The sequence below is a fragment of the Mesorhizobium sp. M0598 genome (genome assembly GCF_040320865.1).
Taxonomy (GTDB): Bacteria; Pseudomonadota; Alphaproteobacteria; order Rhizobiales; family Rhizobiaceae; genus Mesorhizobium.
The window spans coordinates 1-15,602 of record NZ_JAMYQL010000014.1 but is presented as its reverse complement, the minus strand read 5'-3'; the positions used below and the strand labels follow the sequence as shown (position 1 = coordinate 15,602).

General features: G+C 63.5%; 14 protein-coding genes. 5 read left to right on the top strand and 9 right to left on the bottom strand.

Translation table 11 applies throughout. The features are described from left to right. Positions 1-3: 3 nt before the first annotated feature. From NKI59_RS18535 to betI, 3 genes are read right to left on the bottom strand one after another with little or no spacing between them, the layout of a single operon-like run. The gene (locus NKI59_RS18535; RefSeq protein WP_502897384.1) at positions 4-1,011 is read right to left on the bottom strand and encodes a threonine/serine dehydratase family protein; all 1,008 of its coding nucleotides are present in this window, start codon (positions 1,009-1,011) and stop codon (positions 4-6) included. Continuing rightward, positions 1,011-2,540: a choline-sulfatase gene (gene betC / locus NKI59_RS18530; protein ID WP_352705899.1), complete on the bottom strand. Its 1,530-nt coding sequence runs from the start codon at positions 2,538-2,540 to the stop codon at positions 1,011-1,013. Before betC ends, NKI59_RS18535 begins: the two co-directional genes overlap by 1 nt. After that, complete coding sequence (betI, locus tag NKI59_RS18525) at positions 2,537-3,127, bottom strand: choline-binding transcriptional repressor BetI (protein ID WP_352449081.1); 591 nt, start codon at positions 3,125-3,127, stop codon at positions 2,537-2,539. Before betI ends, betC begins: the two co-directional genes overlap by 4 nt. A gap of 224 nt (positions 3,128-3,351) precedes the next feature. Here betI and NKI59_RS18520 point away from each other — a divergent pair, with 224 nt between their 5' ends. Further along, positions 3,352-4,518, top strand: a complete 1,167-nt coding sequence (locus NKI59_RS18520) for an acetyl-CoA acetyltransferase (RefSeq protein ID WP_352705897.1) — start codon at positions 3,352-3,354, stop codon at positions 4,516-4,518. Positions 4,519-4,544: 26 nt separating this feature from the next. After that, entirely contained in the window at positions 4,545-5,549 is a 1,005-nt protein-coding gene (locus NKI59_RS18515) for an asparaginase (RefSeq protein WP_352705895.1), read from the top strand. Here the strand turns inward: NKI59_RS18515 and NKI59_RS18510 are convergent. Both NKI59_RS18510 and NKI59_RS18505 read right to left on the bottom strand, forming a co-directional pair. Continuing rightward, on the bottom strand, positions 5,542-6,918 hold the full coding sequence (locus tag NKI59_RS18510) for a TIGR03808 family TAT-translocated repetitive protein (RefSeq protein ID WP_352705893.1): 1,377 nt from the start codon (positions 6,916-6,918) through the stop codon (positions 5,542-5,544). The genes NKI59_RS18515 and NKI59_RS18510 overlap by 8 nt on opposite strands. 153 nt (positions 6,919-7,071) lie before the next feature. Next, positions 7,072-7,767, bottom strand: a complete 696-nt coding sequence (locus NKI59_RS18505; RefSeq protein ID WP_352705891.1) for a TetR/AcrR family transcriptional regulator — start codon at positions 7,765-7,767, stop codon at positions 7,072-7,074. Positions 7,768-7,818: 51 nt separating this feature from the next. On the opposite strand from NKI59_RS18505, the gene NKI59_RS18500 reads away from it, so the two are divergent. Further along, a complete protein-coding gene (locus NKI59_RS18500) occupies positions 7,819-8,697 on the top strand; it encodes a class I SAM-dependent methyltransferase (RefSeq protein WP_352705888.1) in 879 nt (292 codons plus the stop codon). Between the two features lie 141 nt (positions 8,698-8,838). Next, positions 8,839-9,312 carry a GreA/GreB family elongation factor gene (locus NKI59_RS18495; protein ID WP_352501759.1) on the top strand — a complete coding sequence of 158 codons (474 nt, stop codon included), beginning with the start codon at positions 8,839-8,841 and terminating at the stop codon, positions 9,310-9,312. On the opposite strand, the gene NKI59_RS18490 is transcribed toward NKI59_RS18495, so the two are convergent. From NKI59_RS18490 to NKI59_RS18475, 4 genes are all read right to left on the bottom strand, one after another. Continuing rightward, positions 9,309-9,698, bottom strand: coding sequence for a type II toxin-antitoxin system death-on-curing family toxin (locus NKI59_RS18490; protein ID WP_352468519.1), 390 nt, complete (start codon positions 9,696-9,698; stop codon positions 9,309-9,311). The genes NKI59_RS18495 and NKI59_RS18490 overlap by 4 nt on opposite strands. Next, positions 9,695-9,916, bottom strand: coding sequence for an AbrB/MazE/SpoVT family DNA-binding domain-containing protein (locus tag NKI59_RS18485; RefSeq protein WP_095496758.1), 222 nt, complete (start codon positions 9,914-9,916; stop codon positions 9,695-9,697). The genes NKI59_RS18490 and NKI59_RS18485 overlap by 4 nt, the downstream gene beginning before the upstream one ends. Before the next feature lie 73 nt (positions 9,917-9,989). Then, complete coding sequence (gene scpA, locus NKI59_RS18480; protein ID WP_352705886.1) at positions 9,990-12,113, bottom strand: methylmalonyl-CoA mutase; 2,124 nt, start codon at positions 12,111-12,113, stop codon at positions 9,990-9,992. Then, positions 12,110-13,552 carry a methylmalonyl-CoA mutase subunit beta gene (locus NKI59_RS18475; protein WP_352705884.1) on the bottom strand — a complete coding sequence of 481 codons (1,443 nt, stop codon included), beginning with the start codon at positions 13,550-13,552 and terminating at the stop codon, positions 12,110-12,112. Before NKI59_RS18475 ends, scpA begins: the two co-directional genes overlap by 4 nt. A 275-nt stretch (positions 13,553-13,827) precedes the next feature. Here NKI59_RS18475 and NKI59_RS18470 point away from each other — a divergent pair, with 275 nt between their 5' ends. Beyond that, positions 13,828-15,363: a helicase HerA-like C-terminal domain-containing protein gene (locus NKI59_RS18470; RefSeq protein ID WP_352705881.1), complete on the top strand. Its 1,536-nt coding sequence runs from the start codon at positions 13,828-13,830 to the stop codon at positions 15,361-15,363. The last annotated feature ends 239 nt before the right edge of the window (positions 15,364-15,602 follow it).

Sequence of the window (15,602 nt, the reverse complement as noted above, 5' to 3'; positions counted from 1 at the left end):
GGTTCATGCGCGCCCGTGGTTCATATGCGCAATGAAATCGGCCAGCGAGACGTTGCCGCCGGTTGCCATTACGAGAACGGTCTTGCCGGTGACGTCGACCTTGCCGCCGAGCAACGCCGCCAGCGAAGCAGCGCCGGATGGCTCGAGCACCAGCTTCAGCCGCTCGAAGGCGAGGCGCATGGCGCGCCGCACCGAAGCATCGTCGACGGTGACGCCGCGAACGCCGGCGGCCTTCACCGCTGCGAACGGCGCGTCGCCGGGCCGCCGCGACATCAGCCCGTCGCAGATCGATTTCGGCCCGATCGGCATGGTTTCGATGGCGCCATGCGCCAGCGACGAGCCCATGCCGTCAAAACCTTCCGGCTCGACGCCGATGATCTTCGTGGCTGGCGACAGGTAGTGAAAGGCCAGTGAAACACCGCCGATCAGGCCGCCGCCGCCGACCGAGCAGAACAAGAGATCGGCCTCCGCTTGCCTGGCGGCGATCTGGTCGAGTGCCTCCAGCCCGGCACCGGCCTGGCCGGCGACGATCTCCGGATCGTCGAACGGGTGCAGCAGCGCCAGGCCTTCGCTCGCAGCGATCTCGCGCGCCTTGGCGGCGGCGACTTCCTCACGCGCGCGCTCGCCATGGTCAGTCAGCACCACGCGCGCGCCGTAGCCCAATGTGGCGTCGCGCTTGGCGGCCGGCGCGTCGATCGGCATGACGATGGTGACGGGAATGCCAAGCGCTTGGCCAGCTGCCGCTAGCCCCTGCGCAAAATTGCCGGAGGAGTAGGCGACGACGCCCTTTTTGGCTTCGTCAGGCGAGAGCTTCTTCAGCCGCCAGTAGGCGCCGCGCACCTTGAACGATCCTGCCCATTGCAGCGATTCGGCCTTGACGAAGACGCGGGCGGCGCCGGTCTCGCGCGCGAGTGCCGCCGATTCCAGCAGCGGCGTGACCTGCGTCGCCTTGGAGGTGACGGCATAGGCCTGCCTGAGATGGTCGAGCGAGGGGACGAGACTATCTGCCATCATTCGCCTCGCGGAAAGCGCTTCTGCTCTTCGAGCAGGTCGAGGTTCATGTGGTTGCGCATGTAGCGCTCCGATGCCTTCTGCAGCGGCTGGAATTCCCAGGGATAATGGGTGCCGTTGCGCAGCGCCGGGTAGACCACCCAGCGGCGTGCCTGGCTGGCACGCACCGCCGCGTCGAAGGCCGCCATGTCCCAGCGCGCCCGCACCTTGTCGGTGAAAGCGGCCACCAATGCCGCATTGGCCGGATCGGCGGCGAGATTGGTCAATTCTTGCGAATCCGATTCAAGATCAAACAGTTGCGGCGGATCGATCTCGCAATGGATGAATTTGTAGCGGCCCTCGCGCATCGCCACCATCGGCGCGTTGGAGCCTTCGGCGGCATATTCCATCAGCACCGGCGCGGAGCGTTTCTTTCCGTTCAGCAACGGCAGCAGCGACTGGCCGTCAGTCCACGGCGCAATCGCGCTGATGTCGATGCCGGCGAGGTCGCAAAGCGTCGGCGTCACGTCGAGATTGGAGACCGGCGTGTCGATCAGGCCGGCGGCGATGCCCTTGCCGGCGACCATCAGCGGCACCCGCGCCGAACCTTCGAAGAAGCACATCTTGAACCACAGGCCGCGCTCGCCGAGCATGTCGCCGTGATCCGAGCAGAACAGGATGACCGTGTCGTCGAGCATGTGTGTGTGCTCGAGCACCGACATCAATTCGCCGAGCTTGTCGTCGAGATAGGAGATGTTGGCGAAATAGCCGCGCCGTGCGCGGCGTATCTGCTCAGCGGTGATGTCGAACCTGTCATAGTCGCTGGCGCGGTAGAGCCGCTGCGAATGCGGGTCCTGCCTGTCGTAAGGAATGAAGCCGACCTCGGGCTCGAGCGCCGGGCAATCCTCGTAGAGGTCCCAGTATTGCCGCCGTGCGACGTAAGGATCGTGCGGATGGGTGAAGGAAACCGTCAAGCACCAGGGCCGATGTGCGGCATCGTCGGAGACGCGGGCAAAATCATAGAGCTTCTGCACCGCATGGAAGGCGACCTCGTCGTCATATTCCAGCTGGTTGGTGATCTCGGCAGTACCGGCGCCGCTGACGGAGCCGAGATTGTGATACCACCAGTCGATGCGCTCGCCGGGTTTGCGATAGTCGGGTGTCCAGCCGAAATCGGCCGGATAGATGTCGGTGGTCAGCCGCTCTTCGAAGCCGTGCAACTGGTCCGGACCGACGAAATGCATCTTGCCGGAAAGGCAGGTGTGATAGCCGGCGGCACGCAGATGATGAGCAAAGGTCGGGATCGACGAGGTGAATTCGGCGGCATTGTCATAGACCCCGGTGCGTGACGGCAATTGGCCGCTCATGAATGCGGCCCGGCCTGGCGCGCAGAGCGGTGACGCGGTGTAATTGTTGCAAAAACGCGCCGAACGCGCGGCGAGCGCCTTTAGATGCGGCGCGTGCAGGAAGTCTGCCGGCCCGTCTGGAAATAGCGTTCCGTTGAGCTGATCGACCATGACGATCAGGATGTTGGGTCGCTTGGATGTCACTGCTTCTGCCGTCCGCTGAGCTTCGTTTCGAGATAGTCCTCGACCAGTGCAATCGCGGTCGCGGCATCGGGAACACCGTCCTTCAGCGCGCGCCTGATATAGAGCCCGTCGATCAGCGCCGCGGTCGCTTCGGCGACCCGGTCGGCCTCGCTTCTCGGCAGGATGCCGGCCAGCCCGCTGAGCAGATTGGAATGCAGCCGGCGCGCATAGACCTTGAGCAGCCGGCGGAGTGCTGCCGATTTCTGCGCCTCGACATAGAAGGCGAGCCAGGCGGCGATCGTTTCGGGCTGGAACTGGATGTCGGAGAAGTTGACCGCGACCACCGCCGAGACGCGCTGGCGCGCCGTGCCGGCCGCGCGAAGTGCACGGCGCGTATCGGCGGTGAGCTCGCTCAGGATGTGCCGCATCGTCGCCAACAGCAATTCGTCCTTGGCGCCGAAATAATGGTGGGCAAGCGCCGAGGACACGCCGGCGCGGCCGGCGATTTCCGACATCGTCACATCAAGCGAACCGCGCTCGCCGATCGCCGAGATCGTTGCGTCGATGAGCGCCCTGCGGCGCAACGGCTCCATTCCGAGTTTCGGCATTCCTGCTCCGGCCTGTTGCGACAAGATTATTTTTTATTGACGCATCAATCAACAAAAATCCGGCCTGATTTGCTGGCAAAAGCCAGGCACTATGACCAGATGATCAAGATCAAGCGATTGTGCGGTTCTGGCCCCTTCACGAGGCCGGCGAAACGGTTCATGCTTGAACAATGCTGATGCGCGCGCAGTATCGCGTAGCCCGGGTCCACAGGATGGAGATCGCCATGACAGCATGCATCGTCGGTTGGGCGCATTCGCGCTTCGGCAAGCTCGAAGGCGAGACGCTGGAGGGCCTGATCACCAAGGTGGCAGTCGAGGCGCTCGATCATGCCGGCATCGGTGCGGATGACGTCGACGAGATCGTGCTCGGCCACTTCAACGCCGGGTTTTCCGGCCAGGATTTCACCGCGAGCCTGGTCCTCCAGGCCGATGACCGACTGCGCTTCAAGCCGGCGACCCGCGTCGAGAACGCCTGCGCCACCGGCTCGGCGGCGGTCAGGCAAGGCATCCGCGCCATCGACGCCAATGCCGCCCGTATCGTGCTGGTGGTCGGCGCCGAGCAGATGACGACGACGCCCGGTCCCGAGATCGGCAAGAACCTGCTCAAGGCCTCGTATCTGCCGGAGGACGGCGATACGCCGGCTGGCTTTGCCGGCGTCTTCGGCAAGATCGCCCACGCCTATTTCCAGCGCTATGGCGACCAGTCGGATGCGCTGGCGATGATCGCCGCCAAGAACCACAAGAACGGCGTCGACAATCCCTACGCGCAGATGCGCAAGGATTTCGGCTACGAGTTCTGCCGGCAGGAAAGCGAAAAAAACCCCTTCGTCGCCGGTCCGCTGAAGCGCACAGACTGCTCGCTGGTGTCGGACGGTGCCGCCGCGCTTGTCCTTGCCGACACGGCCACGGCGCTGAAGATGCGCCGCGCCATCGCCTTCCGCGCCAATGAGCATGTTCAGGATTTCCTGCCGATGTCGAAGCGCGACATTCTCGCCTTCGAAGGCTGCGAGCAGGCCTGGAACCAGGCGCTGAAGAAGGCGGGCGTGACGCTCGGCGACCTGTCCTTCGTCGAGACGCATGACTGTTTCACCATCGCCGAACTGATCGAGTATGAGGCGATGGGCCTGGCCAAGCCGGGCGAGGGCGCCAAGCTGGCCCTGGATGGCGAGACGGCGAAAGATGGAAGGCTGCCGGTCAATCCGTCTGGCGGGCTGAAGGCCAAGGGCCACCCGATCGGTGCCACCGGCGTATCGATGCATGTGCTGAGCGCCATGCAGCTCGTCGGCGAAGCGGGCGGCATCCAGGTGCGGGGAGCAAAGCTCGGCGGCATCTTCAACATGGGTGGTGCCGCGGTCGCCAACTACGTTTCCATTCTCGACCGGATCAGATAAACCCGCCCGCATTTGCGGGAGGTGACATGACAAATTCGGTTCTGGTCGAAGTCTTGCGCGGCGGCATCGTCGAGAGCACCCATCGCGGCGCTGTTGCCGTCTTCGACGCCGACGGCAAGCCCGTCTGGGAGATCGGCGACACGGCACAGCCGGTGTTCCCGCGCTCGGCGGTCAAGGCGATCCAGGCGTTGCCGCTGGTCGAGAGCGGCGCTGCCGATGCCTACGGCTTCGGTGACCGGGAGCTGGCGCTGGCCTGCGCCTCCCATTCCGGCGAGCCGCCGCATGTCGAGCTGGCGCGCGCCATGCTGGCGAAAGCCGGCCTCGACGAGACGGCACTCGAATGCGGCGCGCATTGGCCGTCGAGCCACGGGGCGACGCTGGCGCTCGCGCGCGCCGGCCGTGCGCCGAACACCTTGCACAACAATTGTTCCGGCAAGCACTCAGGCTTCCTATGCACCTGCGTTCACAGCGGCATCGCCCATCGTGGTTACGTCAAGGCTGGCCATGCTTCGCAGGAGATGGTGCGCGAAGCGATGCAGGCGGTGACCGGTGCTGCCCATGACGCCGATCACCGCGGCACCGACGGCTGCTCGATTCCGACCTATGCCGTGCCGTTGCGCAGCTTTGCCCTTGGCTTTGCCCGCATGGCGACAGGTGCCGGCTTCGAGCCGGTGCGCGCCCGGGCGGCGAAGCGGCTGCTTTCCGCCTGCATGGCCGAGCCGTTTTTCGTCGCCGGCACGGGCAGGTCCGACGTCGCGATGATGGAGGCCGCCCCCAGTCGGATTTTCGTCAAGGGAGGCGCCGAAGGTGTTTTTTGCGCCGCCCTTCCGGAGCTTGGCCTTGGCATCGCGCTGAAGTGCGACGATGGCGCCGGCCGCGCCGCTGAAGTCATGGTCGCGGCCGTGCTGGCAAAGCTTTTGCAAGCCGACCAGACGCTCGCTGCGAAACTGACCGAACAGGCAAATCCGCCCATCGAAAGCCGGATCGGCGCCAAGGTTGGCGCGCTCCGGCCGACGGCCACCCTCAACTGACGTGGTTGCGCTCGACGGTCAAATGCGCGTAGCCGGCGTTGCCTGATGCGGCGAGGTCACCGGTCACTCGCTCGGCCCAGCGTTGGCCGACGATCGCGCCGTTCTGGACTCGGTCAATGACATTGTCGGAGATGATTGCCGTTCCGGCACCTTCAACGACGCTGACGACAATGCCGGTTCCGGCCTTGCGGACGATGTTTCCCGTGGCGACCACATTGCGCATGAACGGTCCCCAGCCGATCTGCATGCCGTAGAGCGGCGCATTCTCGATGACGTTGCCGGAAACGGTGGTGTCTGCCTCGACGCTGATGCCGACGCCGAAGCCGGGCGCATCGGCAGGGTAGGGGCCGCTGGTCGCCAGATTGCGGACGATGTTGCCGGAGCACACGCCCATGCGGCCGCCTTCGTTGAAGTTGACGATCGAAATACCATTGGCGGCGCCATCGACGATGTTGTTGCCGATGACGGCGCCTTCGAACGAGAATTCGGAATACACGGCCGTTTCGCCCGCGCGCGAGCAGGTATTGCCGATGACCTGCAAATTGCTGGCACTGTTGGCGCGGATCGCCGAAAACGCGCAGTCCGAGACAATATTGCCGGAGATGATGACGTTGCCGGCGCGGAAGGCATTGATGCCATTGCCGTTCTGGCCGGTTCCGCCGCTGCGCGCCTGGATGCGTTCGATGCGGTTGCCGCTGACGATGGTGCCGTCTTCCGCTGCCTGCCAGCGGTGCACGAGGATGCCGCCATTGGCGCAGTCGGAGACGCTATTGCCTGATATTTCCAGGCCATCGGCCTCGACCGAATAGATGCCGGCATCGGCCGCACCGGATATCTCCGAGCGCTGGATGCGGCCCGAGGCGTGTTCGAGCGCCAGACCGTTCTTGCCACTGCCGGTCATCTGGCAGTTGTCGACGACCAGATGGGCGATGCGGCGCAGATCGAGCAGGCCTTGCGTGTAGTCGCCCATCCAGCGATCACTGCCGTCAAACACCAGCCCGCTGAGTTCGATATGCTCGGCCTGTTCCGCCATGATGAGATGGCCATTGCCGCCATAGACGATCCGCGATGCGCCCGGCACGCCGGACAGGCGCACGCGGCCGGGCAGTGACAGGTTGGAAACGCTATAGGTCCCCGGCGGCAGGAACACCGGCATGTCGCGGTCGTGCGCATCGCGCAGCAGCTTGGCGAAAGCCTTGCTCTGGTGGTCAAGCGCGCCTGGCCGGACGCCGAGCTCGGTCGCGTTGATCGCCCCGCGCATCGCGGCTTTCTCGATGCCGGGAGGGTTTTTCGCCGCTGCCTTGCCGAGCGAAAGCCCCATGACGGCAAAGCCGGCGGTCTGCGCAAGCAGCGTTCGTCTGTTCAACATCGGCACAGATTCCTTGCGTTCAACGGCCACGCCGCAGGATTCGTGCCAGACTAGCCCGGTCGAACTCGTGGTGAAAATCTGAAGCTTGCCAGGCAGGACGGAATATCGCTTTCGGCCCTTCTGTGGGCGATCAAACGAAGCCCCTTTTGACCTCTATTCGATCCTCGTTGGCTCGGCGAACACCGCATTTACCCCGTTGAAGGCAAGTTGCACGAATGTCTGGTCGATCTCCGCGGGGGACAGCTTCGTATCCCTCTCAAGCCACCAGTGCATCACTTCAAAGAACGCACCAACGATGAAGCGTGTGGCGATCTCAAGTCTGGCCCCGCCTTGATCACCTTGGATATTCTCCAATTCATGGCGAACCTGCCTGCTTATCCAGCCGCGGATCTCTTCTGGCATTTCGCGCTTTTTCCCGCCCATCAGCGCACCGTGCATCTCACGCGTGGCATGAGCATGCTCGAACACCGGACCGCTGAAGGAAAAGCCCTTGGCGTTTCGCTGCGAATGGCGTTCGGCACCGTGTGCCTGCAAGGTCTTCAGATGGTCGTCGATCGTTGCTTTCCTCAAGCGGTCCTTGTCGGGATAGTGTGTGTAAAAAGTCGAGCGGCCGACATCGGCTTCCCTGCAGATATCCTCGACCGTGATCGCCGTATACCCCTTCTCGGCGGTCAGTCTGAAAAGCGCCTGCTGCAGTCGGCTGCGGGTCCTGGCGACCCGACGATCGATCGATCCGGCTGGCATCGGCAACGTCCTTTTCCGGTCATAGGACACCAAACCGTCCAGTATTGGGCACGCCGGTGCGACGTGGCCAGTAAAACTGATACTGGACACACTGTCCAGTATCATATGCTCTTGCGGAAGGCCCCAGCGCCGGGCCGGCTGACAGGAGATAAAGCAATGCACCAACGCCTTTTTGGAACAATAGTTGGCGGGCATGCACTAGTCGCGCTCGTCAAAGTGGCCGTGGTGCTTGCGGCATTTTTCTCGTTGGGACAGGCAAATGCGGTCTTTTCCTTGGGAATTCCCGTCCTTCTGCTTCATGCTGGTGTACTCGTCGTGATCGCAAGCCTATTGATATGGCAAAGCGCTCACGGGCGGCTGTCCGCCATGGTCCGCATCCCGGCCGTCAGAGAGGAGAAGGCGCCGCATGTCGGCATCACGCTCCATTCCGCCGCCCTGTACGACACGCTCGCGTGGCTTCTGACCTTCGGCCGCGAACGTGCTTTTCGCGAAAGGATATTAAGCTTTGCGAAGCTGAAACCGGGAGAAGTGGTCCTGGATGTCGGGTGCGGCACCGGCACCACCGCGCTCCTCGTCAGACAAAAGGTGGGGCCGGAGGGGCGTGTGGACGGCGTCGACGCCTCCGCCGAAATGATTGCGCGCGCAACGGCAAAGGCCCGGCGGGCAGGGTTACAAGTCGGGTTCTCGACCGCCACCGCTCAGGAACTGCCTTTCAAGGATGGGGAATTTGATGTCGTCCTCAGCACGCTGATGTTCCACCATCTTCCAAAGAAGGGCCGCGAGGAATTCGGCAGAGAAGCCTTCCGCGTTCTGAAGCCGGGCGGTCGTCTGCTTATCGTCGATTTTGCAAAACCGCCACGCCGGAAGCGCACCTTTCGGCTCCACCGGCACGGTTACGTCGATTTGGACAAAGTTGCAGCGGATCTCGGCCGGCACGGGTTCAATATCGTTGAGCGAGGCGACGTCGGAACCAAACGGCTCCGCTATCTCGTTGCGCGACCGGACCTTAGCCTTGCGGGCCTCGAAGGGCGATAGGTATGTCAAGTTGGGCCATTTTTTGAATGGTCAGCTTTCCACCCCAAACGGAGGTCTAACCTTGGGTAGCTTAGATTCCGTCGCCTGCCTCTTCTTCAGCAATGGCTTGTGGAGTCGTCATTCGAAGCCTAAGTTCGTCGGATGAGCAGGGCTTTCACCCGCGAGGAAGACAGCGAAAACGCCATCGCCGGCATCGGCGAGCGGCCGATCAGTCATCACCGCAATCTGGTGACGGAACGCGGCCTGACGCTGATCGATGCGGAGGTGGCCGCTCTGCGCGACGAACTGGGCAGAGCCGAGAAGAGGGCCGACCGCGAGCGCATCGCGCTGGTGTCGCGTGATCTCCGCTACTGGACGGCGCGGCGCGAAAGCGCCGAGCTTTCGGTGCCGGAACCGGGCAGCGACATGGTTCGCTTCGGCATGGGCGTCACGCTGGAAAGCCACGACGGCAAGAAGGTGCACTGGAAGATCGTCGGCGAGGATGAGGCAAATCCCGCCAAGGGGACAATTTCCCATATGTCGCCGATGGCGATGGCGCTGTTCGGCAAGAAGGTCGGCGAAGTTGCCGTGGTCAATGGCAAGGAATGGGAGATCGTCAAGCTCTCCGACAGTTAGTCTTCGAGCTTGACGACATGATCGCGGAAGAACGCCGCGGCGCCGGCCTCGTCGATTTCGCCGGCGGCGACGCCCATGACGAATTCGTAAAGCATGCCGTCATTGGCCGACAGGGCATAACCATTCACAATCAGAAATGCGCCGGCCGCGACAATGGCCGTGCGTTTGTTGCCGTCGACAAAGGCATGATTTCTGGCAATGCCGAAGACATAGGCGGCTGCGAGTTCTTCAACCGACGGGTCTCCGTAGTTGGCCTTGTTCTCGGCGCGGGCGAGCGCCGATTCAAGGGCATTTTCATCCCTCAAGCCTTGTGCTCCGCCGTGTCGGCGCAACTGCTCCGCGTGCATCGCTTCGACTGCACGCCGCGTTAGAAACTCCCAGCTCATTCGGCGAGCTTCTGAAGCGCGACCTTGTATTTGTCCATCACCTCGCGGGCGGCTTTCATTTGCCGCTCGAAGCTGTCGTCCACCGGCTTCAGCGCAAGGCCGTCACCTGTTTCGACGATTTGAAGCTGGTCGCCAGCCTTCAGGTTCAGGCGGTCGAGAAGCTCCCTCGGCAGGATCACGCCTTCGGAATTGCCGATCTTGCGAATGGTCGTGTTCATGGAGAGGCATCCTGTTGCAACGCTAATTTTAACTCAGCGTGTTTCTTGTTGCAACAGACATTATAACAAAGCGTCAGCCGGCCTGCAGCAGCCGGTCCATCAGCCGCTCAGCCGCTTCCGGAATGACCGTGCCGGGCGGGAAGATTTCAGTGGCGCCTGCCTGCCGGACTGCGTCGTAATCCTGCGGTGGAATGACGCCGCCGGCGACGATCAGCATGTCGTCGCGGCCGAGCTTCTTCAGTGCATGCTTGAGTTCGGGAATAAGCGTCAAATGGCCCGCAGCCAGCGACGAGGCGCCGACGATGTGCACGTCATGCTCGACGGCCAGCCTGGCGATCTCGTCCGGCGTCTGGAACATCGGCCCGACGGTGACGTCGAAGCCTAGGTCGGCAAAGGCGGTGGCGATCACTTTCTGGCCGCGATCATGGCCGTCTTGCCCCATTTTGGCGACCAGAATGCGCGGCTTGCCGCCGGACTTCTCCTCGAACGCGACGATCTTGTCCTGCAGCCGGTCGACCACCGGATTGTCTCCGAGCGCGTTGCGATAGACGCCGGAGATCGTCTGCACCGAGGCGACATGGCGGCCGAAAACCTTTTCCAGCGCCAGCGAAATCTCGCCGACCGTGGCGTTGGCGCGTGCGGCCCGGATGGCGAATTCCAGCAGGTTTGCGTTACTCCCGGCAGCACGGGTAAGCGCATCGAGCGCGCTCTCGACGGCGGCGACGTCACGCGTGCCTTTCAGCCGCTGCAGCTTCGACAATTGCCGCGCCCTGACTTCGGCATTGTCGATCTTCAGCACGTCGACTTCGATGTCCGTGCCGGGACGGTGAGCATTGACACCGACCACGATCTGTTCGCCTGAATCGATGCGCGCCTGGGTGCGCGCGGCAGCCTCTTCGATGCGCAGCTTCGGTAGGCCCTTTTCGATCGCCGCGGCCATGCCGCCGAGGCTCTCGACCTCCTCGATATGTGCAAGCGCACGCGCCGCCAGATCATGCGTCAACCGTTCGACATAGGCGGAGCCGCCCCACGGGTCGATGATGCGCGTCGTGCCGGATTCCTTCTCCAGGATGAGCTGTGTGTTGCGGGCGATGCGGGCCGAATGGTCGGTTGGCAGCGCCATTGCCTCGTCGAAGGAATTGGTGTGCAGCGACTGCGTGTGGCCTTGAGTGGCGGCCATCGCCTCGATCATGGTGCGGATGACGTTGTTGTAGGGATCCTGCGCCGTCAGCGACCAGCCCGAAGTCTGGCAGTGGGTGCGCAGCGACAGCGAGCGGTCGTCCTTCGGCGAAAAATTCTTCAGCATCAGGCTGGTCCACAAAAGGCGCGCTGCTCTCAGCTTCGCGACTTCCATGAAGAAATTCATGCCGATCGCCCAGAAGAACGAAAGGCGCGGCGCGAAACGGTCGATGTCGAGGCCGGCCGCGACGCCGGCGCGGGCATATTCGATACCGTCGGCAATCGTGTAGGCGAGCTCGAGATCCGCCGTCGCACCTGCCTCCTGCATGTGGTAGCCGGAGATCGAGATCGAATTGAACTTCGGCATGTGCTTCGACGTGTAGGAAAAAATGTCCGATACGATCCGCATCGAAGGTTTTGGCGGATAGATGTAGGTGTTGCGCACCATGAACTCTTTCAGGATGTCGTTCTGAATGGTCCCAGTGAGATCCTTCTGCGCAACGCCCTGTTCCTCCGCCGCGACGATATAGAGCGCCATGATCGGCAGCACCGCGCCGTTCATCGTCATCGATACCGTCATCTCGTTAAGCGGGATGCCGTCGAACAACTGGCGCATGTCGAGAATGGAATCGATGGCCACGCCGGCCATGCCGACATCGCCGGCGACGCGCGGATGGTCGCTGTCGTAGCCGCGGTGCGTGGCGAGATCGAAGGCGACCGACAGGCCTTTCTGGCCGGCGGCAAGGTTGCGCCGGTAGAAGGCGTTGGACTCTTCGGCCGTCGAGAAGCCGGCATATTGCCGGATCGTCCAGGGTTGCTGGACATACATCGTCGGATAGGGGCCGCGCACGAAAGGCGGCAGGCCCGGATAGGTATCGAGATGTGGCAAGCCCTTGAGATCGCCCTGGTTGTAGAGATGCTTGACGGCAATGCCTTCCGGCGTCATCCGCTGGCCTTTGACCTCGACCGGCGCCCGCCGTGGCGGCGACCACGCTATCTGGCTGAAATCCGGGATCATGGCGCGGCTCCGATCGACTGATCGATGCGGATCGGAAATAGCGGCTCGCACACCGCAACGCCTTCGGTGAAGGCAGGCCGCCGCTCCGCCGCCAGCGTTTCGACCGGACGCTCGGCCTTCGACGGGTGCAGCGTCGTGCCGACGATCGCCCGTTCGCCCGCCTGGTAGGCTGTGTTGCGGCGGGCGGAAGCTGCCTGGACGCGCCTCTGGATGTGGCCTTGCTCAAGGCTGGTCAGCACGCCGCCTTCCGCCTCGATCTGCTGGAACTCCTGCCAGGCCGCCGCGCAGAGCTCCGCAGTCAGCGCTTCGACGGCGCCCGAACCGCAAACCGGATCGGCGACGTGGTCGATGTGGCTTTCATTGGCCATGATTAGTTGCGCGTTGCGGGCAACGCGGCGAGCAAAACCCGCGGGTAGGCCGTGCGCGATCGTGTGCGGCAGGATGGCGATCGAATCCGCGCCGCCGGCGGCAGCCGCGAAAGCGGCGATGGTGGTGCGCAGGATGTTGGTTTCCGGATCGGCCGCCGTCATCATCCGGAAGGAGGTTTCGGCATGGATGCTGGCGGTGGAGGGCGGTATCGAGCAGGCCTCCTGGACACGCGCCCACAGCCTGCGCAACGCCCTGACCTTGGCCGTCGAAACGAACTGGTCCTGGTCGACGCTGAGCGCAAAACCGATATGCGGCGCCGCGTAGACGAGCGGCTGGCGCGCCTTCTCGAACAGCCTCAAATAGGAGACGGCCGAGGCGAGCATGGTGCCAAGCTCCTGCGCCTCGGTGGCGCCGGCATTGTGGAATACCCGCCCGTCGGCCTCCAGCAGCACGCCGGGCACACCCATCGAAAAGAAATGCGCCAGCGATTGCGGCATCGAAGCCTGTAAAGCCTCGATCGACATGCGCAGCCTGCCGGTCCCGGCAAAGATCGCCGCCGGATCGATGCCGAAGGAGAGGTTGAGCTTTGCCGGGTCGGAGCGGCGCTTGGTCAAAAACGCCACCAGCCAGTCGGCCACGGCACGGCTCCAGGGATGGGCGTCGATGCGGATCTGGATGCGGTTGAGCGGCACGCCGTCGAGCACGCCCTCCAGCGCCTCCGCCGTCCTCGGCAAGCCATAGCCGAAGGCGTTCGGCGCACCCTCGAAGACAAGCGACAGTCCGGTGGCACCCTGCGCGACGTCTTCCAGCGCCTGCGCACTGGCGCGGCCTATGTCCGGATCGTCGATGCGCTGGCTGACGATCCACGGTGATCCCGGGTTGGCGCGCACGACAGGCTCGGCGGTTACCGAACGCTCGTAGAGCGGCTCGATGCGGATGGCGTCGTCCGTAAGCGAGACGAGCTTTTCCTCGAAGGAACCGCCGGCCAGCGCCTTCTCCGCCAGCGCCAGCCATCGTTGCCGGTCGACGTTCGGAAGTTCGGCATCCTGGGTCAAGGCACCGGCGCCCATCGGTTCTCCTCGTTCTAGCGGCCGCAGCGGCCGACTATGTCAGTCTACGGTCCCCGGCCCGATATCACAATGCAGCACACATGCCGTGCAACACGCCTTTCGTGACGGTGACCGTCAACCGATTGCCAAACATGGGCAGGTTCCGCAAGCTCCAAAAGCCATTTTCGACAACGCCCATTGTCGCTGCGCAATGGCCTCACTATACCTGCGGCGGGGCTCCCTTTTGTTCAAGGGATAAGGGCATTCAACCCTATAGGTTTGCGGAGACCGGACACATGGCCGACGATACCAGTATCTTCATAGGGGCCAGCCGCAAGCCGGACGACAGCTATCAGCGGCCCGAACAGCTTTTGCTGCAATATGGCAATCGTCACGGCCTGGTCACCGGCGCGACCGGCACCGGCAAGACGGTGACCCTGCAGATATTGGCCGAGGGTTTCTCCAATGCCGGCGTGCCGGTATTCTGCGCCGACATCAAGGGCGACCTGTCGGGTATCGCCATGATGGGCACAGCGCAGGATTTCCTGGTCAAGCGGGCCGAGCAGGTCAAGCTCGATCCCTATGAATTCCAGGAATTCCCGGTCATCTTCTGGGATCTGTTCGGCGAGCAGGGCCACCCGATCCGCGCCACCATCTCGGAGATGGGGCCGCTGCTTCTGTCGCGGCTGATGAACCTCTCCGAGGCGCAGGAAGGCATTATGAACATCGCCTTCCGCATCGCCGACGAGGAGGGCCTTTTGCTGCTCGACTTGAAGGACCTGCAGTCACTGCTGGCCAACATCGCCGACCGCGCCGAAGAGATCGGCGCCCGCTACGGCAATGTGACGAAACCTTCGGTCGGCGCGATCCAGCGCACGCTGCTGGTGCTCGAGCAGCAGGGAGCCGCGAATTTCTTCGGCGAGCCGGCATTGCGGATATCCGACATCATGCGCACCACGCGCGATGGACGCGGCGCCATCAGCGTGCTCGCGGCCGACAAGCTGATGATGAATCCGCGGCTCTATGCGACGTTCCTTCTGTGGCTGATGTCGGAACTGTTCGAGGAACTGCCGGAAGTCGGCGACCCGGACAAGCCGAAGCTGGTCTTCTTCTTCGACGAGGCGCACCTTCTGTTCGATGACGCGCCGAAGGTGCTGATCGACCGCGTCGAACAGGTGGTCCGGCTGATCCGTTCGAAGGGCGTCGGCGTTTATTTCGTCACGCAAAATCCGTTGGATATCCCCGAAACGGTGCTGGCCCAGTTGGGCAACCGCGTGCAGCACGCACTTCGTGCCTATACGCCGCGCGAACAGAAGGCCGTCAGGACGGCGGCCGAGACGTTCAGGCCCAATCCCGATTTCGACTGCGCAACCGTGATCACGCAGCTCGGCACCGGCGAGGCGCTGGTCTCGACGCTGGAAGCCAAGGGCGTGCCGTCCATGGTGCAGCGGACGCTGATCCGCCCGCCGTCCTCGCGCCTTGGCCCGATCACGCCCGACGAGCGCCGCAAGCTGATCACCGAGAGCCCGGTTGCGGAACAATACGATCAGACCATCGACCGCGAATCCGCTTTCGAGATACTGCAGAAAAAGGCCAAGGACGCCCAGGAGGCGCAGGCGCAGCAGCAGCAGGAGGCCGGCCGCTCACGCTGGACCATTCCAGGCTTCGGCAATGACGATCCCCAGCCGACCGGCGGCCGCCGCGCGCCGCGCCCCTCCAACCGCCAGACGGTGGCGGAGGCGGCGATCAAATCCATCGTGCGCTCGGTCGGCTCGTCGGTCGGACGGGCGATCGTCCGCGGGATTTTGGGGAGCTTGTCCAGGGGCAGGTGAGGGGCATCGGACCCGAAGGCGGGCATCGGTGTTGGCAATTCTGTCTTGGCATCAAGCGCCAGTAGCCAGATCTGGAGGACAGCGTACGGCGGCTATGCGCCAACGAACGAACCCGCTCGCGGGAGGGGCGCGGGGTTTGAGGCGTGAGCTTCGTTGGCAGCGTCGGTGAGGCTTTAATCGATCAGGGGTGACGGACGGCCATCGGCCTCCGAGCATGAAGTGTCAACCTTCAGCTTGAG

What these genes read in the sequence shown, in the direction of transcription:
- NKI59_RS18535 (WP_502897384.1), bottom strand. Translation starts at nt 1,011, where the DNA reads ATGGCAGATAGTCTCGTCCCCTCGCTCGACCATCTCAGGCAGGCCTAT.
- betI (WP_352449081.1), bottom strand. Translation starts at nt 3,127, where the DNA reads ATGCCGAAACTCGGAATGGAGCCGTTGCGCCGCAGGGCGCTCATCGAC.
- NKI59_RS18520 (WP_352705897.1), top strand. Translation starts at nt 3,352, where the DNA reads ATGACAGCATGCATCGTCGGTTGGGCGCATTCGCGCTTCGGCAAGCTC.
- NKI59_RS18515 (WP_352705895.1), top strand. Translation starts at nt 4,545, where the DNA reads ATGACAAATTCGGTTCTGGTCGAAGTCTTGCGCGGCGGCATCGTCGAG.
- NKI59_RS18510 (WP_352705893.1), bottom strand. Translation starts at nt 6,918, where the DNA reads ATGTTGAACAGACGAACGCTGCTTGCGCAGACCGCCGGCTTTGCCGTC.
- NKI59_RS18505 (WP_352705891.1), bottom strand. Translation starts at nt 7,767, where the DNA reads ATGATACTGGACAGTGTGTCCAGTATCAGTTTTACTGGCCACGTCGCA.
- NKI59_RS18500 (WP_352705888.1), top strand. Translation starts at nt 7,819, where the DNA reads ATGCACCAACGCCTTTTTGGAACAATAGTTGGCGGGCATGCACTAGTC.
- NKI59_RS18495 (WP_352501759.1), top strand. Translation starts at nt 8,839, where the DNA reads ATGAGCAGGGCTTTCACCCGCGAGGAAGACAGCGAAAACGCCATCGCC.
- NKI59_RS18490 (WP_352468519.1), bottom strand. Translation starts at nt 9,698, where the DNA reads ATGAGCTGGGAGTTTCTAACGCGGCGTGCAGTCGAAGCGATGCACGCG.
- NKI59_RS18485 (WP_095496758.1), bottom strand. Translation starts at nt 9,916, where the DNA reads ATGAACACGACCATTCGCAAGATCGGCAATTCCGAAGGCGTGATCCTG.
- scpA (WP_352705886.1), bottom strand. Translation starts at nt 12,113, where the DNA reads ATGATCCCGGATTTCAGCCAGATAGCGTGGTCGCCGCCACGGCGGGCG.
- NKI59_RS18475 (WP_352705884.1), bottom strand. Translation starts at nt 13,552, where the DNA reads ATGGGCGCCGGTGCCTTGACCCAGGATGCCGAACTTCCGAACGTCGAC.
- NKI59_RS18470 (WP_352705881.1), top strand. Translation starts at nt 13,828, where the DNA reads ATGGCCGACGATACCAGTATCTTCATAGGGGCCAGCCGCAAGCCGGAC.